At 68.8% G+C, this 25,488-nt stretch carries 24 protein-coding genes and 1 pseudogene; 7 read left to right on the top strand and 18 right to left on the bottom strand.

Annotated features, from left to right (window positions below):
* The first annotated feature begins 53 nt into the window (after nucleotides 1–53).
* Complete coding sequence (locus tag TA90_RS09720) at nucleotides 54–323, top strand: putative acetyltransferase (RefSeq protein WP_231550717.1); 270 nt, start codon at nucleotides 54–56, stop codon at nucleotides 321–323.
* Nucleotides 324–556: 233 nt separating this feature from the next.
* Here the strand turns inward: TA90_RS09720 and typA are convergent, their stop codons facing one another.
* Entirely contained in the window at nucleotides 557–2,476 is a 1,920-nt protein-coding gene (gene typA, locus TA90_RS09715; RefSeq protein ID WP_043536004.1) for a translational GTPase TypA, read from the bottom strand.
* Nucleotides 2,477–2,679: 203 nt separating this feature from the next.
* Here typA and TA90_RS09710 point away from each other — a divergent pair, with 203 nt between their 5' ends.
* A complete protein-coding gene (locus TA90_RS09710; RefSeq protein WP_043536002.1) occupies nucleotides 2,680–3,339 on the top strand; it encodes a PH domain-containing protein in 660 nt (219 codons plus the stop codon).
* 323 nt (nucleotides 3,340–3,662) lie between these two features.
* Here the strand turns inward: TA90_RS09710 and TA90_RS09705 are convergent, their stop codons facing one another.
* The 4 genes from TA90_RS09705 to TA90_RS09690 form a co-directional block, all read right to left on the bottom strand.
* Nucleotides 3,663–5,381 (bottom strand): ABC transporter family substrate-binding protein, encoded by a 1,719-nt coding sequence (locus TA90_RS09705; protein ID WP_043536000.1) that lies wholly within the window; start codon nucleotides 5,379–5,381, stop codon nucleotides 3,663–3,665.
* Between the two features lie 202 nt (nucleotides 5,382–5,583).
* Nucleotides 5,584–7,791: an ABC transporter ATP-binding protein gene (locus tag TA90_RS09700; RefSeq protein ID WP_082031614.1), complete on the bottom strand. Its 2,208-nt coding sequence runs from the start codon at nucleotides 7,789–7,791 to the stop codon at nucleotides 5,584–5,586.
* Between the two features lie 85 nt (nucleotides 7,792–7,876).
* Nucleotides 7,877–8,773 carry an ABC transporter permease gene (locus TA90_RS09695; RefSeq protein ID WP_230297983.1) on the bottom strand — a complete coding sequence of 299 codons (897 nt, stop codon included), beginning with the start codon at nucleotides 8,771–8,773 and terminating at the stop codon, nucleotides 7,877–7,879.
* 70 nt (nucleotides 8,774–8,843) lie between these two features.
* On the bottom strand, nucleotides 8,844–9,827 hold the full coding sequence (locus TA90_RS09690) for an ABC transporter permease (protein WP_043535997.1): 984 nt from the start codon (nucleotides 9,825–9,827) through the stop codon (nucleotides 8,844–8,846).
* Between the two features lie 315 nt (nucleotides 9,828–10,142).
* Here TA90_RS09690 and TA90_RS09685 point away from each other — a divergent pair, with 315 nt between their 5' ends.
* The gene (locus TA90_RS09685) at nucleotides 10,143–10,985 is read left to right on the top strand and encodes a D-hexose-6-phosphate mutarotase (protein WP_052450730.1); all 843 of its coding nucleotides are present in this window, start codon (nucleotides 10,143–10,145) and stop codon (nucleotides 10,983–10,985) included.
* 39 nt (nucleotides 10,986–11,024) lie between these two features.
* On the opposite strand, the gene TA90_RS09680 is transcribed toward TA90_RS09685, so the two are convergent.
* Complete coding sequence (locus TA90_RS09680; protein ID WP_052450729.1) at nucleotides 11,025–11,912, bottom strand: siderophore-interacting protein; 888 nt, start codon at nucleotides 11,910–11,912, stop codon at nucleotides 11,025–11,027.
* Nucleotides 11,913–12,066: 154 nt separating this feature from the next.
* Here TA90_RS09680 and TA90_RS09675 point away from each other — a divergent pair, with 154 nt between their 5' ends.
* Both TA90_RS09675 and TA90_RS15190 read left to right on the top strand, forming a co-directional pair.
* Nucleotides 12,067–12,660 (top strand): O-acetyl-ADP-ribose deacetylase, encoded by a 594-nt coding sequence (locus tag TA90_RS09675; protein WP_043535995.1) that lies wholly within the window; start codon nucleotides 12,067–12,069, stop codon nucleotides 12,658–12,660.
* Between the two features lie 344 nt (nucleotides 12,661–13,004).
* The gene (locus tag TA90_RS15190) at nucleotides 13,005–13,715 is read left to right on the top strand and encodes an alpha/beta hydrolase family protein (RefSeq protein ID WP_043535994.1); all 711 of its coding nucleotides are present in this window, start codon (nucleotides 13,005–13,007) and stop codon (nucleotides 13,713–13,715) included.
* A 94-nt stretch (nucleotides 13,716–13,809) separates the two neighbouring features.
* Here the strand turns inward: TA90_RS15190 and TA90_RS09665 are convergent, their stop codons facing one another.
* A complete protein-coding gene (locus TA90_RS09665; protein WP_043535992.1) occupies nucleotides 13,810–14,619 on the bottom strand; it encodes a GNAT family N-acetyltransferase in 810 nt (269 codons plus the stop codon).
* Between TA90_RS09665 and nhaA the strand changes: the two are divergent.
* Nucleotides 14,589–16,250: pseudogene (nhaA, locus tag TA90_RS09660) on the top strand (Na+/H+ antiporter NhaA). The gene TA90_RS09665 and the pseudogene nhaA sit on opposite strands and share 31 nt — an antisense overlap.
* Nucleotides 16,251–16,297: 47 nt before the next feature.
* Nucleotides 16,298–16,936 (top strand): HAD-IA family hydrolase, encoded by a 639-nt coding sequence (locus TA90_RS09655; RefSeq protein WP_197067881.1) that lies wholly within the window; start codon nucleotides 16,298–16,300, stop codon nucleotides 16,934–16,936.
* Nucleotides 16,937–17,388: 452 nt separating this feature from the next.
* Here TA90_RS09655 and TA90_RS09650 read toward each other — a convergent pair whose 3' ends face one another.
* The 11 genes from TA90_RS09650 to TA90_RS09600 form a co-directional block, all read right to left on the bottom strand.
* A complete protein-coding gene (locus tag TA90_RS09650) occupies nucleotides 17,389–18,117 on the bottom strand; it encodes a hypothetical protein (RefSeq protein ID WP_043535991.1) in 729 nt (242 codons plus the stop codon).
* Nucleotides 18,118–18,563: 446 nt separating this feature from the next.
* A complete protein-coding gene (locus TA90_RS09645; RefSeq protein ID WP_187120126.1) occupies nucleotides 18,564–18,896 on the bottom strand; it encodes a hypothetical protein in 333 nt (110 codons plus the stop codon).
* A 168-nt stretch (nucleotides 18,897–19,064) separates the two neighbouring features.
* Entirely contained in the window at nucleotides 19,065–19,730 is a 666-nt protein-coding gene (locus TA90_RS09640; protein ID WP_052450731.1) for a mismatch-specific DNA-glycosylase, read from the bottom strand.
* A 170-nt stretch (nucleotides 19,731–19,900) separates the two neighbouring features.
* Entirely contained in the window at nucleotides 19,901–20,689 is a 789-nt protein-coding gene (locus TA90_RS09635; RefSeq protein WP_197067880.1) for a GNAT family N-acetyltransferase, read from the bottom strand.
* Nucleotides 20,690–20,801: 112 nt separating this feature from the next.
* On the bottom strand, nucleotides 20,802–21,212 hold the full coding sequence (locus TA90_RS09630; RefSeq protein WP_043535986.1) for a type II toxin-antitoxin system VapC family toxin: 411 nt from the start codon (nucleotides 21,210–21,212) through the stop codon (nucleotides 20,802–20,804).
* A gap of 3 nt (nucleotides 21,213–21,215) precedes the next feature.
* Nucleotides 21,216–21,494, bottom strand: a complete 279-nt coding sequence (locus TA90_RS09625) for a type II toxin-antitoxin system Phd/YefM family antitoxin (RefSeq protein ID WP_043535985.1) — start codon at nucleotides 21,492–21,494, stop codon at nucleotides 21,216–21,218.
* Nucleotides 21,491–22,096, bottom strand: coding sequence for a GNAT family N-acetyltransferase (locus tag TA90_RS09620; RefSeq protein WP_043535984.1), 606 nt, complete (start codon nucleotides 22,094–22,096; stop codon nucleotides 21,491–21,493). The genes TA90_RS09625 and TA90_RS09620 overlap by 4 nt, the downstream gene beginning before the upstream one ends.
* A 597-nt stretch (nucleotides 22,097–22,693) precedes the next feature.
* Entirely contained in the window at nucleotides 22,694–23,488 is a 795-nt protein-coding gene (locus TA90_RS09615; RefSeq protein ID WP_197067879.1) for an ornithine carbamoyltransferase, read from the bottom strand.
* A 106-nt stretch (nucleotides 23,489–23,594) separates the two neighbouring features.
* Nucleotides 23,595–23,957, bottom strand: a complete 363-nt coding sequence (locus tag TA90_RS09610; protein WP_082031612.1) for an iron chaperone — start codon at nucleotides 23,955–23,957, stop codon at nucleotides 23,595–23,597.
* A gap of 157 nt (nucleotides 23,958–24,114) precedes the next feature.
* Nucleotides 24,115–24,480 carry a GNAT family N-acetyltransferase gene (locus TA90_RS15635; protein ID WP_231550716.1) on the bottom strand — a complete coding sequence of 122 codons (366 nt, stop codon included), beginning with the start codon at nucleotides 24,478–24,480 and terminating at the stop codon, nucleotides 24,115–24,117.
* A gap of 405 nt (nucleotides 24,481–24,885) precedes the next feature.
* Nucleotides 24,886–25,230, bottom strand: a complete 345-nt coding sequence (locus TA90_RS09600; protein WP_052450727.1) for an ATP-binding protein — start codon at nucleotides 25,228–25,230, stop codon at nucleotides 24,886–24,888.
* Nucleotides 25,231–25,488 lie beyond the last annotated feature (258 nt).

Below are 25,488 nucleotides of genomic sequence, written 5' to 3'. Positions count from 1 at the left end.
CGGACGCTGCGGGGTCCGGTGGGGTTGGGGGTGCGGAGGCGACCGGGACCTCGGTGGACCCGGGTGACTCCGGGAACCTCGGCGCGCCAGCGGACGGGGACGCCCATCTCCCCCGGACACTGCCACCACTCCCCTGGCTCTCCTGGGAGCCGGGCACCCGCGTGGTCGTGCGCTACCGGCTGGCCGACGGGCTCCACGACGCCCTGGGCGATCTGCTGGAGGTCGCCGCCGATCACGTCACGGTGCGCACCCGGCGCGGCGACATCCGTGTCGAGGCCTCGACCATGGTCACCGGAAAGAGGGTCCCACCGCCCGTCCACTGACCCCTCTCCCGCGAAGTCCGCTCTGTTCCACCCTCGAAGTCCGCTCTGTTCGGACCTCGAGGTCCGCTCCGTTGTGCACTCGAAGTCCGCTCTGTCCTGCAGACGAAGTCCGCCCTCGTCCACGGCTCACATGAACTGAACCGGGACGGGAGCGGACTTCGATGACGGAACTGAGCGGACCTCACGCCGAGAACTGAGCGGACCTCGGCGGGAGGCGGGCCTGAAGGGCGGTGTCAGCGCTGCATGCGGCGCTCGCGCGCGGCGATCTTGAAGCGTTCCTGGGAGTCCAGGGTCACCTTGCGCACGCGCACGGACTCGGGCGTCACCTCGACGCACTCGTCATTGGCGGCGAACTCGAGGGACTCCTCGAGGGTCAGCCTGCGTGAGGGCGTGAGCGACTCGTACACGTCGGCCGTGGCCGAGCGGGTGTTCGTCTGCTTCTTCTCGCGCGTGATGTTGACGTCCATGTCCTCGCCGCGCGGGTTCTCGCCGACGACCTGGCCCTCGTAGACCTCCGAGCCGGGCTCGACGATGAACGTGCCACGCTCCTGCAGGTTGATCATCGCGTAGGGGGTGGCCTGACCGGCGCGGTCGGAGACCAGCGAGCCGGTGAGGCGCTGCTCGATCGTGCCCAACCACGGCTCGTAGCCCTCGGCGATGGAGGAGGCGATACCCGTGCCGCGCGTCTCGGTGAGGAATCGGGTGCGGAACCCGATGAGTCCGCGGGCGGGCACGATGAACTCCAGGCGGATCCAACCCGATCCGTGGTTCGCCATGGACTCCATGCGGCCCTTGCGCTGGGCCATGAGCTGCGTGATCGCGCCGAGGTGCTCCTCGGGGATGTCGATGGTCATGCGCTCCATCGGCTCGTAGGTCTTGCCATCGATCTCCCTGGTGACCACCTGCGGCTTGCCGACGGTCAGCTCGAAGCCCTCGCGGCGCATCTGCTCGACGAGGATGGCCAGTGCCAGCTCGCCGCGGCCCTGGACCTCCCAGGCGTCGGGACGCTCGGTGGCCAGCACACGGATGGAGACGTTGCCGATCAGTTCGCGGTCGAGGCGGTCCTTGACCTGGCGGGCCGTGACCTTCGCGCCCTTGACGCGACCCGCCATGGGCGAGGTGTTGATGCCGATGGTCAGGGAGATCGCCGGGTCGTCCACGGTGATGAGGGGCAGGGGACGCGGGTCGTCGAGGTCCACCAGGGACTCACCGATGGTGATGTCCTCGATGCCGGCCGCTGCGACGATGTCGCCCGGGTCAGCCGAGTCGGTGGGGACACGCTCCAGGCCCTCGGTGCGCAGCAGCTCGGTGACGCGCACGGGCTTGATCGTGCCGTCATGGCGGGCCAGGCCCACGTTCTCACCCTTGCGGAGCGTCCCGTTGTGGATCCGCAGCAGCGCGAGGCGTCCGAGGAACGGGGAGGCGTCGAGGTTCGTGACGTGCGCCTGCAGCGGCGCGCCCTCCTCGTAGGAGGGTCCGGGGATCCGCTTGAGGATCGTCTCGAAGAGCGGCTCCAGGTCCTCGGTGGGGAGGTTCCCGTTGCCGGGGTTCGTCAGGGAGGACTTCCCGGCCTTCGCGGAGGCGTAGATGATCGGGACGTCGAGGAGCGAGTCGACGTCGGTCTCGACGCCCTCGTTCATGAGGTCCTCGCCCAAGGAGAGCAGCAGGTCGGTGGTCTCGGAGACGACCTCCTCGATGCGGGAGTCGGGGCGGTCGACCTTGTTGACGACGACCACGACGGGCAGCTTGGCCTGCAGCGCCTTGCGGAGCACGAAACGGGTCTGGGGCAGGGGCCCCTCGGAGGCGTCGACCATCAGGACCACGCCGTCGACCATGGACAGGCCGCGCTCCACCTCGCCACCGAAGTCAGCGTGCCCGGGGGTGTCGACGACGTTGATGACGACGCCACCCTCCAGGCCCAGCTTCTGGGCGGAGGGGCCGCGGTAGTGGACCGCGGTGTTCTTGGCGAGGATCGTGATGCCCTTCTCGCGCTCCAGGTCACCGGAGTCCATGATGCGCTCGCCGGTCTTCTCCACCGTGTCACGGTCGGAGAAGACACCGGACTGCCACAGCATCGCGTCCACCAGCGTCGTCTTGCCGTGGTCGACATGGGCGACGATGGCAACATTGCGCAGATCTGGGCGCACCGACATGAAGGACTCCTCGGGATCGGGTGGGGCCCGGCCCCCGGCTGGTGGCCACTGGGGCAGCCACCGGGAGGCGGCGGGCGGCGGCGTCGGGCCGTGGGCGGGACGCGCACACATTCAGGGGACAAGCGTATCCGCTCAGCGCCGGGGCAGACAGTGGGGGCCGTGCGACATCAGACACGTCACGGTCGGGCACCTAGAATGACCCGATGCGACGCACCATCACGTTCCGCTCCCGCCTGGGCCGCATCGGCACCCTCGTCGTGGCCGCCCTCGCAGGGCTGCTCGAGATCGTCGTCCTCGTCCAGGAGGGGTGGCGTCCCGCCCTCGTCGGCCTCCCCCTCCCCCTGGCCGTCGTGCTGCTGTGCGCATGGCTGTGGTGGTGGCCCCGCCTGACCACCGGTCCGGGTGGGGTGCTGGTCCGCAACCACTTCCGCGAGGTCTGGATCCCCTGGACGCACCTGCAGGACGCGCACACCCGGCTCGGTCTGCGTCTGGTGGCCGACGGGCACACCTACGTCAGTGCCACACCACCCGAACGCGGTGGCTTCGCCGCCGGCAGGAAGCGCCGTGCGGGACTCTCCCTGCCCGACCTCGACGACACCCGCACCGTCCACCACGAGGTCGACACCGTGCCGGAGGGTGCCGCGCGCATGCTCCTGGAGGAACGCGAGCTCGCCCTGCATCCCGAGCGGCGCCCTCGTCTGTCCACCGCGCAACAGGAGAAGGTCACTCAGCGGCTGGAGGAGTCCCCGATCCCTGATCGCCTGGACGCCGGGTTTCCCCAGGACGTCCAGGTGAAGTGGACTCCACTGCCGGCGCTCGTCGTGGCCGCTTTGTTCGCGCTCACGGTGTTGTCCTTCTCCTGAGCACCGCGGGGATGGTGCGGAGGACAGGTGCAGCGCCGACCGAGAACCCTCCGGCTGCTCCGCCGCAGACACTCTGGCATCCGCTGACCTGCGCTCCGGGGGATGTGGGGGCACGCGACCGGGGACGGGCATGCGGACACGGACGAGGCGTGCCTCGCGGGCCAACCGAGGCGTGCCTCGCAGGTCAACCGAGGCGTGCCTCGCGGGTCGGACGAGGCGTGCCTCGCGGGATCAAGGCGGGCAGGCGGAGGCGACAAGTGGGGCCCCGGGGAGCGAACTTCCCGGGGCCCCTCCTGATGCGAGATCGCATCAGAGGACGTGGCTCACTTGGTGAAGCCGATGTCCTCCGCGCGGACCGTCTGCATGCCGAAGGCGCCGTAGTTGGCGAGGTTCGACGGGACAGCGGTCATTTCGAGGCGACGGTAGATCGGGATCGTCATGACGGCGTCCCAGATGGCCTTGTCGGCCTGGTTGACCAGCTCGACGCGCTTGTCGTGGTCGGGCTCGGTGTCGATCTGGGGGATGAGCTCCTTGACGGTCTCGTCGCAGTAGCGGGAGTAGTTCATGCCACCGTTCTGGGCCAGGGAGTTGTCGCAGCCGTAGATCTGGCCGACGTTCGCCATCGGGTAGGGCGTGCCCTGCCAGGTGAACGTGGTCACGCCGAACTTGCCGCCCGGGACGGTGTCGGAGAAGAAGGCATCGGAGTCGACATTGTTGATGTTGACCTTGACGCCGATCTCCTTCATCTGCGCCTGGAGCAGCTCACCCTCGTTCTTGGAGGTGGGGACGTCAGGCATCATGGCGTAGTCGAACTCCAGCGTCTTGCCGTCCTTCTCGCGGTACCCGGAGGTCTCGTTGAGCGTCCAGCCCAGGGCGTCCAGGTCGGAACCGGCCGTCTCGGGGTTGTAGGCGTAGTCGCCGGAGTTGTCCTGGTAGCCGTCCTGGCCGGGCATGAAGAAGTGGTTGCCCATCATCAGCTCGGAGGGGACCAGGTCGGGGATCCCGGCCAGGTCGGAGTTGGCGATGGACTCGCGGTCGATGCCCTTGTTGATGGCCTGACGGACCTTGACGTCCTGGAGAACACCGGACTCGGAGTTCACCGTGAAGTGACGCCACTGCAGACCGCCGGCGCGACGGATCTCGGCGTCGGAACGGGTGCTGGCCTGCTGGTACTGGTCGCCGTTGATGATGCCGTTGAGCTCATCGACCTCGGAGTTCGCGAAGGCGGAAGCCGCAGCAGCCGCATCCATGGCGCGGAAGCTCACGGTGTCCAGCATCGCCTTGTCGCCCCACCAGTCGGGGTTCGGGACCAGCTTCACGACCTGCTGGGCCGTGTCGACGGAGTCGATGACGTAGGGGCCTGCACCCCAGTCGTTGTTGTAGTCCTTCCAGCCCTCGTTGAAGGTCTTGGCATCCGCCATGGCCTCCTTGGGGAAGACGCCGGAGACGACACTCGACCAGTCGGGGTAGGAGGACTTGAAGGTGATGACCACCTGGTTGTCCTCGTCACCCTTCTCGATCGAGGAGATCTGGTTCCAGCCGTCGGTGGAACCGCAGTAGAAGTCTGCGTCCTCGCCGTTGCAGGCCTTCCAGTTCGACTGGTAGTCCTCCCAGTCGATCGCGCGCCCGGAGTTCCACTTGGAGTCGGGGTTGAGAGTCAGCGTGATGACCTGGCCCTTGCCATCAGCGGGATCCTGCGCATCGATCTTCTCGATGTACTCGGGGTTCGGCTCGTAGGTGCCGTCCGCGTTGTAGATCAGGTTCGCAGGCTCGATGAAGCCGTTGATGCGGTTCAGGTCGACCGAGGTGCCCTCCTGCTGGAGGTAGTTCCAGTTGGTCGGCATCGACGTGATCGTCAGCCGCAGGTCGCCTCCCTGCTGCAGGGCATCGCGCGGCTGGATGTTGAGATCGGACAGTGCCAGTTCCGATGCGGAACCCGACTGACCGGACTGCCCGGACTGGCTGGATCCGCCGGCACAGCCGGTGAGCGCCAGCGCCGCAACGGCGCCGACGGCTGCAAGGGCACGAGAAGTGTGCCGCATTGTGATACCTCCATGGGATTGGTTCGGTGGATCCGTGCCTCGGCCGATGGCCTCAGGCGGACCCGTTGTTCAAGGATAGGTCAAGCGGTCGCCCGGATCGCCACCCGATCCGGTACCGCCGACTCTTCGCGACCGAATCGCAACAAGCCGCCACCGAACCGTGACGTGGGTCACCGGGGAGCGCTCCTCCCGTCCGAGAAGCTCAGAAGACGTGCAGTGACTCGGCATAGTGACAGGCCACCAGGTTGGCGGCCCGGTCGGAGCGCACCTTCAGCTCCGGGTCCTCGTCGATGCACTTCTGCTGCTCCGCCGGACTCAGGGTGAGGAACTTCGGGCAGCGCGTGCGGAAGCGGCACCCCGAGGGCGGGTTCGCCGGGGACGGGAGGTCACCCTGCAGCAGGATGCGCCTGCGCGCACGCTCCTTGGCCGGATCCGGGATGGGGATCGCGGAGAGCAGTGCCTGGGTGTAGGGGTGGCTGGGGTGGTCGAAGACCTCCTCCACGTCACCGATCTCGACCAACTTGCCCAAGTACATGACCGCCACCCGGTCCGCGATGTGGCGGATGACGGACAGGTCGTGGGCCACGAACAGGTAGGACAGTCCCAGCTTCGTCTTGAGTTCATCGAGCAGGTTGATGACGCCTGCCTGGATCGAGACGTCCAGCGCGGAGACCGGTTCGTCGAGCACCAGCAGCTTGGGCTCCAGGGCCAGGGCGCGGGCGATGCCGACGCGCTGGCGCTGGCCACCGGAGAAGTGGCGGGGGTAGCGGTTGAGGTGGGCCGCCTCCAGACCGACCAGCTCGATGAGCTCACGCACGCGCTCGTCGACCTGCTTCCTCGAGTAGCCGTTGTACTTGAGGGGCTCGGCGATGATGTCGAAGATCGGCATGCGCGGGTCCAGGGAGGCCATCGGGTCCTGGAAGACGACCTGCAGGTCACGACGGGTCTCCACCCGGTCGCGTCGGCTCATGGAACCGGTGTCCCTGCCCAGGACGACAACGCGACCGTTCTCGGGGGCCTTGAGCTCGAGGATCTCCAGCAGGGTGGTGGTCTTGCCCGATCCGGACTCGCCCACGAGCCCCATGGTCTCCCCGGCCCGGATCTCGAAGGAGATGCCGTCGACGGCGTGGACGGTGCCCACGCGGCGCTTGAACACCGCGCCCTTGGTCAGGGGGAACGTCTTCACGAGGTCCTCGACGGAGAGGACGACCTCGCGGTCCTCGCGGTTCCTGCGCCCCACCATCCGGTCGATGTGGGCGGGGATCGGGTACATGTCCGCGAAACTCAGGTGTTCGCGCGCGATGTCCCCGGATCGCACACATGCGGCGAAGTGGGGTTCCTCCACGTCGGTGACCTCGGTGGGGTTCTCACTCGTGTCGTGGTAGGAGTCGGTGGGCACCAGGGCGGGCTCGGCAGCCCGGCAGGCGTCCACCGCCATCGGACAGCGCGGGGCGAAGGGGCAGCCGGTGGGGAGGGCCAGCATGGAGGGCGGGTTGCCCTCCAGGGTGGCGAGGGCGTCCTCGGAGGTCTGGTCGGGTCGGGGGAGCGCACCGAGCAGACCGATGGTGTAGGGCATGCGGGAGCCGTAGAAGATGTCCTCCACGCTGCCGCGCTCCACCACGCGCCCTGCGTACATGACCGCGACCTTGTCGGCCAGCCCGGCCACGACACCGAGGTCGTGGGTGATCATGATGACGGCAGCGCCCGTCTCCTCCTGGGCGGTCTTGAGCAGCTCCAGGATCTGGGCCTGGATGGTGACGTCCAGGGCGGTCGTCGGCTCGTCACAGATGATGAGGTCCGGGTCGTTGGCGATGGCCATCGCGATCATTGCGCGTTGGCGCATGCCACCGGAGAACTCGTGCGGGAAGGACTTGAAACGGACCTCCGGATTGGGGATGCCGACCTTGCGCAGCAGCTCGATCGCGCGCGAACTCGCCTCCTGGTCGGAGTACCTGGTGTGGACGCGCAGGGCCTCCACCAGCTGGTCACCGATCGTGTAGACGGGCGTCAGGGCGGACAGTGGGTCCTGGAACACCATGGCCACCTTGCGGCCACGGATCCGGGACATGTAGCCGTCGGAGCGCCCCAGCAGTTCGACCCCGTGGAGCTTGACGGATCCCTCCACCTTCGCGGAGTCGTCCAGCAGTCCCATCACCGACATGGAGGTCACGGACTTGCCCGACCCCGACTCGCCGACGATTCCGAGCACCTCACCTGCACCGAGTGTGAAGGAGACGCCTCGCACCGCATGCACGTCGCCGTCCTCGGACGGGAAGGTGACGTGGAGGTCCTCGACCTCCAGGACCGGCACACCGGGTGTGCGGGTGGGCAGGTCCGAGTCGTCACGCTGGTGGCGCCCCCGTGACGGGGCGGGAGTGGTGGATGCAGTGGTCGTGGGATCGGTGCTCACCGGTCGCCTCCTGTGGTCGACGCGGGCCTGGCGGCCGTGTGGCGCACGAGGGCGGGGCCGCCGGGGTTGGTCATGGGGAGGTGGTTCATGCCCGGCCTCCTGAGTTCGATGAGGGATCCAGCGCGTCGCGCAGTCCGTCACCCATGAAGTTGATGAAGACCAGCATGAGGGTCAGGACCGTGGCGGGAGCCAGGAAGGCCCAGGGGAATGACGTCGCCATCGTCTGGCCGGCGGCCAGCAGGGTGCCCAATGAGGTCTCCGGGGACTGCACACCGAAACCGAAGTAGGACAACACGGTCTCCGACATGACCGCGGCGACCACGCCGAGCGTCGCGTCGATGATCAGGTAGGAGGAGACGTTGGGGATGATGTGCCGCACGATGATCGTCCACGAGGGCACCGACATGTACTTCGCGGCCCGCACGTAGTCGAGGCTGATCACCGACAGCGTCATGGAGCGGATCACGCGCGCCGTCAGCATCCATCCGAAGGCCGACAGCAGGAAGATGAACATCGCTGTGGATCCCCTGGACCCGCTGAAACGCTGGGTGATGATGGCGATGAGCAGGAAGGAGGGGATCACCAGCATGAGGTCGATGACCCACAGGATCGCCTTGTCGACGACCTTGCCGAAGTAGGCGGCCGCCGAGCCGACCAGTGCGGCGACCACCGTCTGGATGGCCGCGACCGCCAGCCCGATGACCAGGGACTTGCGCAGGCCCTCCACCGTCATGGCGTAGATGTCGCGCCCGTTCTGGGAGGTCCCGAACCAGTGTTCGGCCGAGGGTGCCTGCAGGAAGGCGTGGGAGTCGACCTGCGTGTAGTCCCACTTGCCGATCACGTTGCCGAAGAGCGCGAAGAGGACGACCAGGACGAAACCGACAAGGCCGACCACGGCGGAGCGGTTGCGCAGGAACCTGCGTGAGACGAGTTGGCGCCGGTTGAGTCGCTGGGGCGCGACGGCCGGGTCGTGGGGTGCCATTGGGTCAGTTGCGGCGACATTGACGCCGGTACTGGGTGTGTGGGTGTCCGCCATGATGTGGTCCTCCCTCTCAGCTCACACGCACGCGCGGGTCGACCGCGACGGTGAATACGTCGGAGAGCATCAACCCGAAGAAGGTGCAGGCCGCGGAGAATGCGACCACAGCGACCGTGCCGTTGATGTCCTGCCCGGTGATGGACGTGACGGAGTAGATGCCCATGCCGTGCCAGCTGTAGACCTGCTCGGTGATGGCGGCACCCGTGAAGAGCCCGGCGATGACGAAGGCGAAGTAGGTGGCCATCGGCACCAGTGCCGTGCGCAGTGCGTGACGCCGCATGGCCTTCCCCTTGGTCAGACCCTTGGCGCGCGCCGTGCGCACGTAGTCCGCGCCGAGGGTGTCGAGCATGAGGTTGCGCTGGTAGCGCGAGTAGGTGGCGATACCGCCCAGGGACATGGAGATGGTGGGCAACAGCAGGTGCTGGAGCCTGTCCACCAGCTCTGCACCGGGGTAGGTCCCCATGCGTCCGGTCTCCCCGATGAACTCGAACCAGTTCAGGCCGGTGCCCTGGTTGAACCGCGTGGCCAGGATCTGCAGGACCGTCGCGATCACGATGGTCGGGGTCGAGATGATGATCAGGGAGACGATCGAGACGACACGGTCCGACGCCTTGTACTGACGGGTCGCCGTCCAGGCACCCAGTGCCACGCCGCCGAGGATGCCGACGAAGGAGGCGATCGAGATCAGCCGGACCGACACCCAGATGCGTGTCGCCAGGATCGTGTTGACGGCCTCACCCTTGGGCGTCATCCCCCAGTCCCAGCTGGTGAAGACACCCGTGAACCAGATCTTGTAGCGCTCCAGGAGCGGCACATCGGTGTTGAGGTTGTAGTCGGTGAGCTGGGCGATGACGGCGGCCTTGTTGAGGTTCGGGTTCGTCCAGTCGAAGGTGGCCTTCGGCTCCATGGACGAACCGGCCAGGAAGTATGCGATCGTCACCGCGATGAAGAGCAGGACGACGTAGTTCAACAGGCGCCGGAGCAGGTATCGGTACATCGGGATCTTACTTTCGGAGGGAACCCCCGGTCACGCGCGGCCCACAGGGGCCGTCCGGTTCTGCGGGCGTTCGGTTTCACCGCCTGGAACCGGCGTTCCGGAGGGGGGCGTCAGGCCCGGCTCCGGCTCACCGGATTCCCGACGACGCGGTCAGAATACCGTTCATCGACGATACGGCACCCGAGTGCCTCCAGGGAAATCGTGGGCCATGCCGTGGTCAACGAGACACCCGGCGCCTGCCACGCGCGCGCCTGCCCGCATTGGGTCACAGGGAATCCACACCCTGATGGGAGCCCGTGCGTCTAGCCTTGACGCATGACGATCCTCGAAGACCAGGTGCTGCTCGACGGCCCGGGTGGGACCGCGACGGTGATCCCGTTCGGTGCGCAGGTCCTGGAGTGGGCACCGACCGGGGAGTCGCCGGTCCTGTGGAGGTCGTCCTCCGCGGTCCTCGACGGTTCCGCACCCGTGCGCGGCGGGATCCCCGTGTGCCTGCCCTGGTTCGGTCGGGGCCGCACCGGTGACCTGGCCCCCTCGCACGGGTTCGCACGAACCACCGAGTGGACTCCCCTGGGGGTCGGCTCCGGACACGAACCACAGGCCACCTTCCTCCTGGAGCACGACCCCGCCGGGGATCCCGGTACCTTCCCCCACTGCCTGCGCGCGCTGTTGAGGGTGGCCATCACCGAGGACCTCGTGGTCAGCCTCACCGTCACCAACACCGGGGACCACACCTATGACTTCGAGGAGGCGCTGCACACCTACTTCGCCGTCGGCGACGTCAAGGACGTGACCCTCGACGGCCTCGAGGGGGCCGACTACCAGGACAAGGTCCGCGGTGGGGACCTCTGGCGCAGCCAGGTCGGGGAGGTGGCCTTCGTCCGGGAGACCGACCGGGTCTACCGGTCCGACTCCACCGTCGTGCTCCACGACCCGCGCCGTCGTCGCGACATCACGATCGACAAGGACGGGTCGGCGGACACCGTCGTGTGGAACCCGTGGGTCGACAGGGCCGCGGCCCTCCCCGACCTCGGGGACCCGGAGTGGCAGGACTTCGTGTGCGTCGAGGCAGCCAACATCGGCGACGACGCGATCACCCTCGAACCCGGTGAGGAGCACTCGATGGTGCTCGTCATCCACGTGGACCCGATGGCCTGACCCGGTCGCCGGACCCGCGGACGTGAGGTCCGAGCGGGCTCACGCACCCGCCGGGCCACCGGCACCCGCCGCAGCCGCCTCGCGGAACTCCGCGTCGAAGTCCCGCTTCTGCGCGCGCCACTCCTCGTCGGTGCAGCCGTGTCGCCAGTAGCCGGACGCGGACAGCATCGCGCGGTCCAGACCTCGCTCCCCCACGAGGTGACGGCGCAGGTCACGCACCATCTCGGCATTGCCGTGGAGGAACACGTCCGTGTCGCCCAGGTCGGGGTGGGCGTCGATGACGGTCCGCACCAGCCGGGATCCGGGGAGCGCATCACCGGTGTGCACCCATGTCACCTCCGCACCGGCGAGGTCGGGGAGGCCGACCCGGGAGCCCGGACCCGCGACCTCGACGAAGACCTCGGCACGGGATCCTGCGCCCAGGACCTCCATCGACGCCGCGATGGCGGGCAGGGCCGAGGCGTCCCCCACGAGGAGGTGGTGCGACAGCGCAGGACCGGGCCGCCACTTCCCGCCGGGACCGAGGAACCCGAAGACCTCGCCCGCCCGCAGTGACCGGATCCAGGGCTGGGCGGCGCCCCCACCCTCGTGCACCAACAGGTCCAGGGTCATGACCCCCCTGTCCGCGTCGTAGGTGCGCACCGTGTAGGTGCGCGTGAGGGGCCACTGCGCACGAGGGCGGGACCGGCGGACCTCCTCCGGGTCGAAGGGCCAGCGGTACCCGGCACCGGGCGGTGTCAGCAGCACCTTCACGTAGTGGTCGGTGAAGGTGAGGTCGGGGATCTGGGACGGGTCGTCGACCCGCGCCCGGAGGCGGACCATGTCCTCGGCGACCTCCTCGACGGCGACCACGGTGGCGCCCTTCGGGACACGCTTGGCGGCGCGCGCTCCGGTGGGTGACGGCTCGGGCGAAGTCGTGGTGGTCATGGGGTCTCCTGGGTCGGTACTGCCGTCCACCAAAGGTAAGGCACACCTTCCCTTTCGGCGCGGGATGACCACGCTCGTGGGAGCGGGAACGGGAGCCGAAGTGCGAGCGAGGGCCGGGTGCCAGGACACGGGCGATCGCCCTACGATCGGTGTCATGCGGATCGAAGTGGTGAGTGGAGACATCACGACCCTCCACGTGGATGCCATCGTCAACGCGGCGAACTCCTCGCTGTTGGGCGGGGGTGGCGTGGACGGGGCGATCCATCGCGCAGCCGGCCCCGACCTCTTGGCCGCCTGCCGACACCTCAGGTCCACGACCCTGCCCGACGGACTCCCCCCGGGCGGGGCAGTGGCGACGCCGGGGTTCGATCTCCCGGCGCAATGGGTGATCCACACCGTGGGTCCCAACCGTCACGCCGGTCAGGACGACCCGGAGGTGCTCCTGAGTTGCTACCGCACCTCCCTGGAGGTGGCGGTGCGGATCGGCGCCCGGTCGGTCGCCTTCCCGGCCATCGGAGCCGGTGTCTACGGTTGGACGCCGGAGGAGTCCGCAAGTGCGGCCAGGCGCGCCCTGGTGGCAGGGCCCTCGGGCCCCACGCGCGGATCAGGCGGGGAGACGGACCCCCACGCAGCGGTGGGCCAGACGCACGGATGGCCCGACATCGAACTGGTGGAGTTCGTGGCGTTCAACGATCCGGTCCGACTGGCGTTCACGCGGGAGTTCGAAAGGTCCGGGGTCATCGACTGACCGGCGCCGCCATGTGGGCGGGCACCGCCATGCAGGATCCAGGAATGCCCGGCCCGGTGGACACCGGGTGCGGGGGCCGCACCGGGTTGGACGGTTGCTGTGGCTGCACCGAACCGCAGCGCCCCCGAGGCATCCGGGCGCCGCTCACCGCACCGGTGTCCCCGGTCCGCGCCTGCGAGGCACGCACGAGGACTGGGGCCCTACGGTGGTGGCATGGACGTTCCCGCAGGCACGCATCCGGCTTTGCCCTCATCGATGGCATTCCCGCCATCAGCATCGAACCGGACGGACCCGCGAGGGGCATCGCACTCTGGTTGGCGCCCTTCGGGTCCAGCGCGGAGGACATGCGTCCCTTCCTCCTGCGCCTCGCCACTGCGGGCTGGGCGGCGCTGAGCATCGACCCACTGCGTCACGGTCGGCGCGCCCCGGAGAGCGGCAGCAGAGGCGCAGGTCCTGGGGAGGAGACCGTCAACGGGAATACCGACGACCTGTTCACCCGGACCTTCGCCGCGTTCCGCGCAGAGATGTGGCAGATCCTCGGCCGGACCACCCTCGACGCCATGCGCACCGTCGACTGGGTGCTCGAGGGACGCGAAGACCTCCCGGTGGCCGCGGGGGGACTCTCCATGGGTGGCGACATGGCAGTTGCCCTCGCTGGCATCGACACGAGGATCGGCCGCGTTGCGGCGGTCGCCTCGACCCCGGACTGGACACGGCCGGGCATGCACGCACTGGACGGGGACCGCGGAGTCATCGACCAGGGCGAGCCGACGGCCTCCTCCGCCTGGCTGGAACAGCACCTCGACCCGATGAGGCACGTCAGCGCCTTCGACAGGGACCTGGACATCCTCTTCATCCAGGGCGCCGCAGACACCCACGTCCCGCCCGAGGCGTCACAGCGGTTCCGGGACCTGCTCGCCACCTCGCGTGCGCACGTCGAGGTCGAGCTCACGCCCGGCCTCGGCCACGAGGTCTGCCTGGACCCGCGCGCCCAGCACCACGCACTGCTCCACCTCGTGGACGGGGCAGGGGACCGGGTGCGCCGGGACCGGTGACACACGGGATCGGTCGCCCGCCGGCCGTCCATCGCCCGCCGACCACCGACCGACCACCTCCGACAGGCGTCCGCTCCGTCCTGCGTCACCGGGGTCAGTGATCCGCACCGCCGTCCCGTCGCCACGTCCACGGCGTCGTGCCGGTGACGCGCACCATGCCCGACCGTTCCAGGATGGGCCGTGACATCGATGTGGAGTCGGAGTGGATCCACCGCCTGTCCCGCGCCAGTGCCGAGCGCGCCCGCCGGGCCGTCAGTGCCCGGTAGATGCCACGCCCCCGCCACTGCGGGAGCATCCCACCTCCCCAGATGCCCATGAACTGTGTGTCCGGGACGCATTCGAGGCGCCCGGCGCCGATGATGTCGCCTCCGACCTCGGCCACCCACAGCTCCACGTCGGGGTCCCCGCCCGTGATCCGTTCGGTCAACTGGGGCACCATCTCCCCCCAGCCCTCGTCGCCGAACACGACCTCGAGGACATCCGCAGCGGCACGGATGTCAGCTCCGGTGGTCACCCGCCTCAGGGAGACGCCCTCCGGCAGGTCGACGTCCACCACCAAGTCGACTGCCTCTCCGATCATGACGGACTCGGGGTCGCCCTCGTCGAAGCCCTCCTCGCGCAGCGCCAGAGCGAGCCCGACGGCGACGTCGTGGGAACGGGTCTTCCACTCGACCTCGGTGATGGCGGGGTCCTCGCGGAAGTGGTCGAGAGCACCGGCGACGAGGTCGCGGATCCCGCACGGGTCGGCGCCGCCGAGGTCCCCGTAGGAGATGAAACCCCGTCCCCCGGGGAAGGTGCCCATCCACAGCGGTCCCAGCCTGGCGACCCCGGTCGCCCCGATCATCTCGGAGACGGTGCGCAACTGCGCGTCGTATGCAGCGAGCAGCTCGGTCCTGTCACCCATTCCACGTTCCTCCGCTCCACGGTGTGCCACTCCCCCGCTCACTGCGGGAGTGCCCGGAGCCCACCCATTGGAGACCTCCACGAGCGCTGGGGCCTGTGCCCACCACCTGCCCGTGGCGGACCCCGTTGCCAGTGGGTCAGGTGGTGCGACTGGAGGGCAGAGCTGTCCGACTCGCAGTCTGGGGCGTGGAGTGCCGCGGCGCGCCCCGCCACACCGGTTTGGCGGCAGGTGGCAGGAGCCGGGACCGTGCACCGGGCTCCGTGCCCCATGCCCCGTGCTCCGTGCTCCGTGCTCCGGGACCGTGCCGGAGGAGATGTAGGGTTCTCGCAGGTGTGCCGGGAAGTCTGGTCGGCGATCCCGTCGGCGCGCGGTCGACAGGACGAACCAGGAGGACCATGACGAAGGCACCCACCGTGACCGTGACCAGCTGGCCGATGGGTATGCGCCTGCGCGCATGGCTCGCCCGCGAGACGACCGGCGGCGCACTGCTGCTGATCTCTGCGGTCCTCGCCCTGCTCTGGGCGAACTCGCCCTGGCGGGCCAGCTACTCGACGATCTCCGAGACCGTCCTCGGGCCCACCTCCCTCGGCCTCGACCTCCCCCTGGCGACCTGAGCCTCCGACGGCCTGCTGGCCATCTTCTTCTTCGTGGTGGGCCTGGAGCTCAAGCAGGAGTTCGTCGTCGGCTCCCTGCGCGACATCCGCCGTGCGGCGGTGCCGGTCCTCGCCGCCGTGGGTGGCATGCTCACCCCCGCCCTGTTCTACTCCCTGCTGGTGACCCTCCTGGGCGCACGCGAGGCCCTCGACGGGTGGGCGATCCCCACGGCCACGGACATCGCCTTCGCCCTGGCCGTGCTGGCGCTGTTCGGACGGGGCCTTCCCCGGGGGCTGCGCACGTTCCTGCTGACCCTGGCCGTGTTCGATGACCTCCTGGCGATCACCGTCATCGCGGTGTTCTACACCGCCGGTCTGGACTGGGCGGCCCTGGCGGCCGCACTGGGATGCGTCGGGCTGTTCGCGGTGCTGGTGCGGATGCGCCGCATGCGGATCTGGGCCCTGCTCCCCGTCGCGGTGGCGGCCTGGGGGTTCATGCACGCCTCGGGCGTCCACGCGACCATTGCCGGGGTCCTCATGGGCATCTTCGTCCCGGCGGTGGCCATCCAGGGGGAGGTGCGGTCACGGGCCGGACGCGTCCGCGTGGCACTCGAGCCGGTCTCGACCGGGATCGTCCTGCCGGTGTTCGCCTTCTTCGCGGCCGGGGTCTCACTGTCGGACGGGGGCGATCTGACGTCCGTCCTGCGCGAGCCGGTGTTCGTGGCGGTGGTCGGCGCCCTGGTGCTCGGGAAGCTCATCGGCGTGATGGGCACCACCGCGCTGGTCACAGGTCTCACTCCGCTCAGGCTCCCGGGCGACGTCGGGTTGCGCGACCTGGTCCCAGTCGGGTTGCTGACCGGCATCGGGTTCACGGTGTCGTTGCTCATCGCCGGCCTGTCCTTCACAGATGGCGTCCACACGACGGACGCGAAGGCAGCGGTGCTCCTGGGCTCGACACTCTCGGCGACGCTGGGCGCGTTCGCCCTGCGGCGCTCTGCGAGGCACCGGGCCACGCCGGAGGTCCCGGACGGGGAGTAGGGCCATCGGGCCCACGCGTGGCGTGCCCGGTCTGCGAGACTGACCGCGTGCACAACGTGATCTGGGACATGGGCGGCACCCTCGTGGACACCTATCCGGAGGTCGACCGCGCCCTGGCCGGTGTCGTGTGGCCCGGGGGCAGCGATTCCGCGCACCTCGCCGAGGTCCGCGAGCTGCGGACCCGCTCCATCGCGCACGCCATCGACATCCTCTCCACCCGCTACGGGGTCGACCCCGTGCTGTTCCACCGGGCGTACTCGGACCTCAAGCGGCGCTGGCGCACCACGCCCGCGCCCCTGATGGACGGCGCACGGGAGCTGATGGGCGCCGTGCACGACGTCGGAGGGTTGAACCTCGTCGCCACCCACCGCGACCGGACCAGCGCCGAGGCGCTGCTGGCGGCCCTGCACGTGGAGGTGGACGACCTCGTGTGCACCTCCGACGGGTGGGCACGCAAACCGGATCCGCAGATGTACCTGGTCCTGATGGAGCGCCACGGGTTGTCCGCCCAGGACGTGCTGGCCGTGGGGGACCGTGTCATCGACGTGCATGCGGCACAGGCGAGCGGGCTGGCGTCCGCGCTGCTCGTGGAACAGGGAGTACCAGTTCCGGAGCTTCACGGCCTGCACCCGCTGGTCATCACCTCGCTGCGTGAGCTACTGCCATTGGTCGGACGAGCTACCTGACCGGACCCATCGTGCGCGGCCCTTGCGCGAGACCCGGGCTTGAGGCCCGGAGGAGGCGACTCTGGGGACCGCCCTGCCGGGGTGCGCTCTGCCGGGGCGCAGCGGGATGGACAGCACCCGCTGCGATGACCGGCATCCGCGTGGGGTGGGGGCGGCGAACGAATGGGTCACATCGTGCGCCGACTGTACCTCCATGCACTGGTGCTGTGCCCCGGCTGAGCCTCCATGCACTGCCATGCCCCGCCTGTGCCGCAACACCAGCGTGCGACTGCACGCAGTGGCGAGCAACGACTCACTGATGCACCCCTCCTGCACTGGGTGACGATCTCAGAACCCATCTCGACCCGGAACCACTGTCCCCCACCACTGACATCGTCGCTCAACACACCAGCCCACATCCACGGTCGACACCACGGCCCACCCCGGCCCAGATCGGGCCAGGATCCGCCACCTCAACCCCAGAACCCGACAGAACCCGCCGTCCCGACCCCAGGACCCGACAGAACCCGCCACCTCAACCGCGACACCACTCTCAACCTGCGGCAGGTGGCGCGAACCCCTGGGTGTCCGGGCGCGGGCGCGGTGAGCTTGCTGCGCCCCACTCTCCAGTTGTTGTCCGGGGGGTCCAGGAGGACCCGGCCCGAGAGTTCGGGCAGGTGGACCATGAGGAAGGAGCGACGGGTGCTGCTCATCACGATCGCACGACGGCCACCGCTCGCACCGGTGAGGTCGGACCGGTCGACGGTGGAGGAGGTCGACCCGCCGAGCGAGAAGGCCGGGCCCGGTCCTCCGTTCCCCGGCCCCTGCACGCACCAGTACAGGGTGGTGCCGGGCACCAGCTGGGCGGCACTCGGACGTGGCGGCGTCCGGGAGACCTCGAAGACCCACCCGTTGGCCGTGGCGAACCCTGACACCTCGTCGACGAGGGCGAACCCGGCCAGCTCGCCCGCCCTCGCACCCTGGTTGTGCGTGCGGACCTGGAGGGGACCGAACACGAGCATCCCGATGAAGGTGAGCCCGATCAGCAGGAACACCACTCCCAGCAGCCAGGCCACGGGGCTGGGTCCGCCGCTCACGATCCCCACCCAGATGAACCCGGCACCCACCACCGTGCAGACGATGCCCGTCGTGGTCGGGTTCCTGTTCCGGGGGAGGTCGTCGAGGACGACCGCGCTGCTCACCCTCCTCGGGGCATCCAACGTCAGGGCAGCGTGCACGGCAGGATGGGAGACCCGCAGGTCCTCGGCCAGAGCGCGCAGTCGCTGCGGGGACGGGACTGCGTTGAGCGGCGCGAAGGCGGTACCGGCGGCACCGGGCGGGGTCGGCCAGGTCAACGGAGCATGCCTCGCTGGGCAACGGCGTCGATCCACTGCACCAGGAGCGGGACGACGGTACGGGCCTGGGCGGGATCCGCGGGCGCATCGACGGGGGCGGCCGCCTGGTTCCCGGCCACGTCGGTCCGCGCAGGCACGGGTAGTGAGCGCACGAGGGCGTCCGGGTGCGTGGACCGCGGGAGGAGGCTCCCCGGGGGCTGCGGTGACCAGCGCGTAGAGGTGCGGACCCTGCCCGGCGGCGCCTCCGGTGAGGGGATCGAGCTCGAAGGTGCTGGCGCCCCTCGCGCCGCTGGTCACTCACAATGTCCGGGAGCCCTGTTGCATGAGCAGAACCCCGCGTGACGGGGTTCCGCGATCAACTGCCAGGCCAGACCGTTGGCGACGGCCAGGCCCCGCAGCTGTTCGTACCGTGCCACCCGCACCAACGGGGACCCCTCCCCGCTGCCTTCCACTTCGCTGGCACGCGAGCGCTCCCGGCGTGCCCTCACGACCAGGAACACCGCCGCGAGCGTCAGCAACCCTCCGAGCACCGCGGCCCTGGGACTGCCTCCCATCGCCGCACTGCCCAGCGCCAGGACACAGAGCAGGAGGGCCACTCCCGCGCCGCCGAGGTCGTCGACGGTCACCACGGAGCGCAACGGTTTCGAGGGGGCTGGGGGAGGTCACGGTTCAGGAGGTCGTGGACGAGGGGTTCCTGGGCCTGGAGCCGCGCTTCGGCGGGGCGGATGGGACCGGCTCCGAGGTACGTGGGTGGTCAGCACCGTTGCCGCGGTCGGCGTCGGTCGCTGACATCCTCAGGCGGTGGTGCCCTCGCAGGCGCTCCACACCTCGCGCCACCGGGCTGCCAGTGAGTCGATGTTCTCGTGCGCGTTGAGCCCGCTGGGTTGGGGCACGACCCACAGGCCGACCGAGTCGGGCCAGCCCGCGATCGTCGCCGGTTCCTGCCGGCCGAGCTTCGCCTTCGGCAGGTGGAAGGCCGCCCGGAATGCGGTGATCCCGGCGATGGCCACCATCTTCGGTCTGAGCTCCGGGAGCCGGTCGACCAGCCGCCGGCCACCGGCCCGGAGTTCCTCGCGGCTCAGTTCGTCAGCACGCACGGTGGCCCGACCGACCAGGTTGGTCAGGCCGATCCCCCGCCTGAGGAGCTGTTGCTCGTCCTCGTCGCTGAGTCCCGCCGAGGCGTCGACGAGGTCGTCGGTCAGGCCTGCCCGGAACAGGGAGGGCCAGAAGCGGTTGCCCGGTCGGGCGAAGGGCGCGTTGACGGCGGCGGTCCACAGGCCGGGGTTGATGCCCACGATCAGCAGTCGAAGCGGGATCCCGGGAGCCGGCAGGACGTCGTCGATCGCATCCGGATCATCGGTGGCGAAACGGGCGAGGTCGGTGCGACTCGGGCGGGCCCCACCGCACAGGGAGGGCCCCCGGGGACGCGCGGGCACCCATGTGGGCTGGTCATCACTCATCGTGGCCGACACTAGTCGGTCGGCCAGACGGTCGCCGGCGCGGCTGTGCTGGTGGGGTGCCGGAGGGGCTGATCGCGACGACTGCACTCCCCCGACGCGCGACTCATGGTCCCCTCCCCTCCCGGACCAGACCTCTGCTCACACCGCACCAGCAGTGGAGCCGACCGCCCTCAGCGAGCGAGGAGCGGCTTCACCATGATCAGGCACGGCGAGTCCTCTCCCCAGAGACTTGTCTCCTCCAGGGGCAGGAATCCCCGCTTCTCGTAGAAGTGCCCGGTGCGCGCGTAACCGGGGTCCGGATGGGAGGCGCCGAGCGTCTTCACCTCCAGCAGACGGACTCCGCGGGCAATCGCGTCGGTCTCGATCGCTGCGAGCATGGCCGTACCCACACCCGTGCCATGGGCCGCGCGATCGACCGCGATGAGATGGATCTCCGCGACGTGGGGAAAGTGGCGATCGACCAGCGCGACGCCGACGACCTCACCACTCGCGTCACGCACGGTCCAGGTCTCCTTGGTCCGCGCGGCCTCGACGTACCCAGCATTCGAGTCCGGCAGACCGAACCACTCCGGGACGGTACCGAGAAGTCGCTCGACCTCACCGGGAACCTGACGATCCAGATGCGCCGTCCAGCGCGAGTGGCGCGCACAGTCCTCAGTGCCCGTGTCGTCGTGCACATCAGGCACATGTGACCCGGCTGGCTCGACACTCCTCGTCGCACCGTCTCGTCGGAGTTCGGACAGGTGGACCAGACGCGCCGGGTCCGGGACGAGATCCAGGATTTCCAGTCCAGCGTCGGTCAGCATGTGTTCGAGGTCGCGGATGAGCTCGTCGAAGGACCCACCGGACGGAGCAATGGAGCTCTCCGTCCAACCGAGCGATCCGTCGTCGCGGGGGTAGAGCTCACGGATCTCCCAGAGGAACTCTCCGCGAGAGTCACCTCCTGAGCGACTGACCACGTACCTTCACGTCCGCATGGGGTCACCGTGGTGCCTGTCCCACCCGGTCCCTCGGGACGGCACTCCCGATCTCCCGCAGCCAAGCACACGCCCGCGCGAGCGCGTCATCTCCTCACATCATCGTGCTGTCTGCCACCGGATCCACGACCGTCAGTCCCAGGTGTTCAGCAACCGTCGCCATCGTGGCGTCGTGAGTGGCGAGCGTGACCGGCATGCCGACCAGGATCGCCGTCGCCAGGTGGAGAGCGTCGAGGGTCTTGATGTGCCGCTCGATGGACTCGGCGACAGCATGCGTCTCCCGGGTGATCTCCAGCATGCCGACACGTTCGAGAAGTGGTGCACCCTCCTCGAGCGACCGCCCGTCACGGCGCAGCACCCGGATCACCTCGGTCCGCAGGAGGCGCGAGGAGACGAGTGTCGTCCCCGGAGTCTGCATCCACGACTGCAGGCGCTTCCTCTCGGGCACATCGAGGATCGTGCGGAGTGCCACTGAGGAGTCGAGATAGATGATGCTCTCGGCCACGGGTCAGTGATCCCCGCGCATCTCGTCGAGCAGCGCGTCGACCTCGTCGTCCGCATATGCCCGACCGCCCGGGTGGCTCGGCCACGGCGTGGGCGTCGACGAGGGCGGCGCATAGCGTCCCTCACGCTCGAGTCGGGCCAGGACGGTGTCCTGCTCCCGGACAGTGCTGACACGCCACCGCGGCTTCCCACGCTCGGTCACGACGACATCCTCGTCATCTCCCACCTGGTCGAGCACGGCCGCGGTGTGCTGGTTGAGCTCGCGCTTGGTGACTGTCTTCATGAACCAATTGTACTACCTATGTCTGACAAACAAGCTGCGCCCACGTGCAGCGCCGTCACGCAGCCCTCACGCCTCGCCACCAGGGGCAGTCGCCACGTCCTCGTCGGGTGCCCGTACTCGTTGCTCACATCCGGGTCGGGTCGAAAGCCTGCCGCCTTGTGCACCTTGACCGCAGCCACGCGTTCGTCCTCGAAATCGTTGACCACCTCGGTGGCCTCGGTCACCTCACGGATTCGCTCGAGCAGGAGCTCCAGGAACTCCGATCCCAACCCCTGTCCCCGAGGTGAGGTGAAGACGTTGAAGCCGATCGACGCGGTGCCGCCGTCGACCGTGTAGTGGACGTGCCCCAGAGTTGCTCCCGTGAGGAGGTCGATGACGAAGTGGTAGCCCTGCTCGTCCTGTGGGCGACGCAGACGCTCCTCGAATGCGTCCCACTGCGACTCGGGCCAGTCAACACAACCCGTCCCGACGTCATAGCCCGGGAAGTCAATGCTCCAGCCAGCGTTGTAGGACATGAAGTCGGGATCTGCCAGCCATGCCTGACGCGTGGCGAACTCGGCACGCTCCGGAATCCGGAGGGACAGCTGATACGGGACCGACACCCCTCACTCCTCCTGCAGCGTGATCGCCTCGACCTCCACGCACGATACTCGGCACGCCAGTCGTTGCGTCGGCAGGTGAGTGGTGCGCCGGTCGCGGGTCTCAACACACGCTTTCAACGAGGGTGGCTGCACGTCGTTGGAGGATCACCCACTGACCTGCGCTGATGTCCCATCATTGGGGTAGCTGCTGCCACTGGTCGAAGAGGTTGGAGCCGTTCGGAGCGATGGTGTCCAAGGAGAGATCAGACGGAGATGCCCCCGCTGGCCAGCGTCGTCCGGGGACCACGCCTGTCTTGCTCGACGAGTTACGGTATCAGTCTCGTCCACGCCTTTGGCGCCGTCGATCGATGTGACAGCCGTACCTCGGAGAAGGGCGTCCGGATCGCGGTCGAGGGTCCGCGTCTGGGACGTCGACCCCTGCAAGGTCTGACGGTCACTCGTCGGAGCCTCGTCATGTGACGGCCCAGGGCTCAGCGTCCGCATCCATCGCACCTGCGACCGTGCGCCACACGTCGAACCGGAATCCCACCATGTTCCGACACCGGCCAACCTCTCACGACAACAGTGCCCGCGCCATCACCGCCTGCTGCACCGGTTTCAGTCCTCGTTTGAACTCATATCGACGAAGGCCCCATGCGTGATCGCGTCCGCGCTGACTTCACGACCTCGGACAAAGGGTGGGCACGGAGCGAATCGAACACCGGATGGAGCAAGATCCAGCAGTTCAGCGATCACACGACAGGGGGCGAGGAGTTCGCCATGGTGCCCCGGACCATCAGTGAGCACGACATCAGCGGTCGCGATCGCGTGGCGTGGATCCTCCTCCCACGGCATTCCGGCGACCCGGAGCCCAGAGGGGCAGCTCTGCCGGATGTCGACGCCGAAGACCTGGGCCGCCTCCCACCACGCCCGGGCGATGTTGCCATCCGCTCCGATGAACAGGTAACGCAGCTGCGTGATGTCAGCATTGCGCGAGAGCGCGTAGAGGTCGGCCAGGACCTCGCAGGGATGATTCACGCTGGTCATCGCGTTGATGACCGGTAGGGCGCCCGTCGCCGCCAGTCGCTCCAACACGCCCATCTCCGGATGCCGGACGACGACGAGATCAGCCCACTGGGAGAGGTATCCGGCAACATCAGCAAGGTCTTCATCCTTGTCCAGGGTCTCCGGCGGGAGGGTGATCGGCTGGAGTCCGATCTCGGCAGCGCCCCGTTCGAACGAGACGCGAGTACGCAGGCTCGACGGTGGGAAGAACATGGCCGCCACACCGTCGAAACGCGGACCGACACCCGCCTCGTACGCATGTGCGAGCTCGAAGAGGGCGCTGAGTCCAGCCCTGTCCCATCCCCGCATGGAGAGCAGGTGCTTCGTCCTGTCGGCGCGGGCGCTCACGCGACGAGGGGTCCTGTGACCGGCGCGGCTCGGTTTCCGGGTCGCGGCTCGTGGTAGGCCATGTTCGGCGCCTCCCTCTCCATCGGCATCCTTGCGAACCGGGACGTCAGCTCGTCGGGGCGTCCAGGTCGAGGTCGACCTCCCGCGCCTTGGCCCTGATCAGTGCCCCCTCCAGTTCCGGGGCCAGCGAAGTGTCGGCCCTGAACCGGAGGGTCCCTTTCGAGGAGTGGTCGAGGCCATCGAGGAGGCGGGGTTCGACTCCGGCGAGCACCGTTCCCGAGTGGGGGAAGTAGCTGAGGTGGTCCTTGTAGGCGGCGAATCCTGCCAGGACCTTTCCTTCGACCCTGAAGGCGGGCAGGTTGTAGGCGAGGCGCTGCACGGCTCCAGGGATCACCTCGAGGATCGTGGAGCGCAAACGCTCGAGTGCCTCCCGGTCCGCCTCGCCGAGACCGGCGAGGTAGTCATCGATGAGGGGTCGTCACGGCGCAATCCTACGGAGGATCCAGTAGGAACGCGCAACACCGTGTGCCGCACACTGTGGTCGCCCGTCACGTACCCGGAGGCTGCCACCATCAGCCCGTGGGATCGCTGACAACGCTCATCGAGGCACCCTGTCCGGCTCGACGTCAACGCTCCGCGCGCCCGCAGTTCCGACCCGGCACGGTCGGCGGCACGGGGTCCATCGGAAGGGGGTCGAAGGTCGGCGGCGGGTCGGCACGCAGCCGACCGTGGGTGTCGACATCGATCCGGTGTCCGTCGACGAGGAACTCCTCGCGCTCGGTCCCCTCCTGGATGAACCCCGCACGCCTGGCGACGGCGCCGGATGCGGGGTTGTTGACGCGGTGTCCGAGCTCGAGGCGCTCCGACCCACGCCCAGTCAATGCCCGCTCGGCCAGGGTCGCCGCGGCACAGCTGGTCCGGCCACGTCCCCGCACGGTATCCGTCATCCAGTACCAGAACCAGCCGCTCCGGTTGGCCTCATCGACGGTCACACAGACGAGGCCGACCAACGTGCCACCGTCGGTGACGACCCACGCCTCATGTGCCGAGTCGGGATCCAGGGGCCCGAGACATACGCCTCCGCTACCGCGAGGGTCAGGACATCACCTTGCCGCGCCATGTCGGCGTCGGACTGGAACGCCGCGAGCACCTCACCCGCATCGGTCTCGCACCGCCGACGCACCCTGGCAGACGGTTCCCCGGTCATGCGGCCTCCGGAGGCGTGCCCGCAGCGATCCTGTCGCACGAGGGCGACGCCTGACCCTGCAGTTCGTGGTGTGACAACGGGTCCATCCCGAGCTCCGCCGACGCAACGACGTGCAGTGAGGGCCGGCCAACGACGTGAGCTGACATGAGCGACCCGATTCATGATGCCCGACATCACGACAGTCCCCGGGTCACGGGCCGAGCAGCGCAAGCGGGACGACACCGATGCCATCCGGACGCCGACAGGCGAATGGCCCGGTCGTGACGACAATCCCGTCGAGGAGACCTGCACCGAACTCCGCACCCAGCCGATGCAGATGCTTCACGTCCCGATCATCGATCGACGAAGCCAGCCTCACCTCCACAGCGAGCACACGGACGTCGCCACGTTCGACCACGAGATCCACCTCGTGGTCGCCATTGCGGGTACGCAAGTGGTGGACCCCGCACTCCGCAGCCTGGGTCGACACGCGCACGCACAGCGTCACCGGCGACCCGAACAGGGCGCCCAGCATGCTGCCGGAACGCGAGTCCAAGACCTCTCCCTCCCCGTCAGGCAGGGACGAGAGGCGCGAAGACCGAGCAGACGCGCCGCCAGCGCCGGGGTGGCCGCGTCGGGAATCCGTGAGTAGCTCGCTGTGCTCGACGTCGCCGCGGCGTACGCGCGGAGCCACGCCATCATCGCCTGAGGACGCCGCACGGCGAGTCATTCATACAAGAAGCAGGGATCTCATCAGTCAGTCGGCAGGATCTCCACCGATCAGACAGCAGCATGTGCAGGAACGCCCCGACTA

This window comes from Actinomyces polynesiensis (assembly GCF_000820725.1).
GTDB lineage: Bacteria > Actinomycetota > Actinomycetes > Actinomycetales > Actinomycetaceae > Pauljensenia > Pauljensenia polynesiensis.
This window is presented reverse-complemented; position numbering and strand designations above follow the sequence as displayed.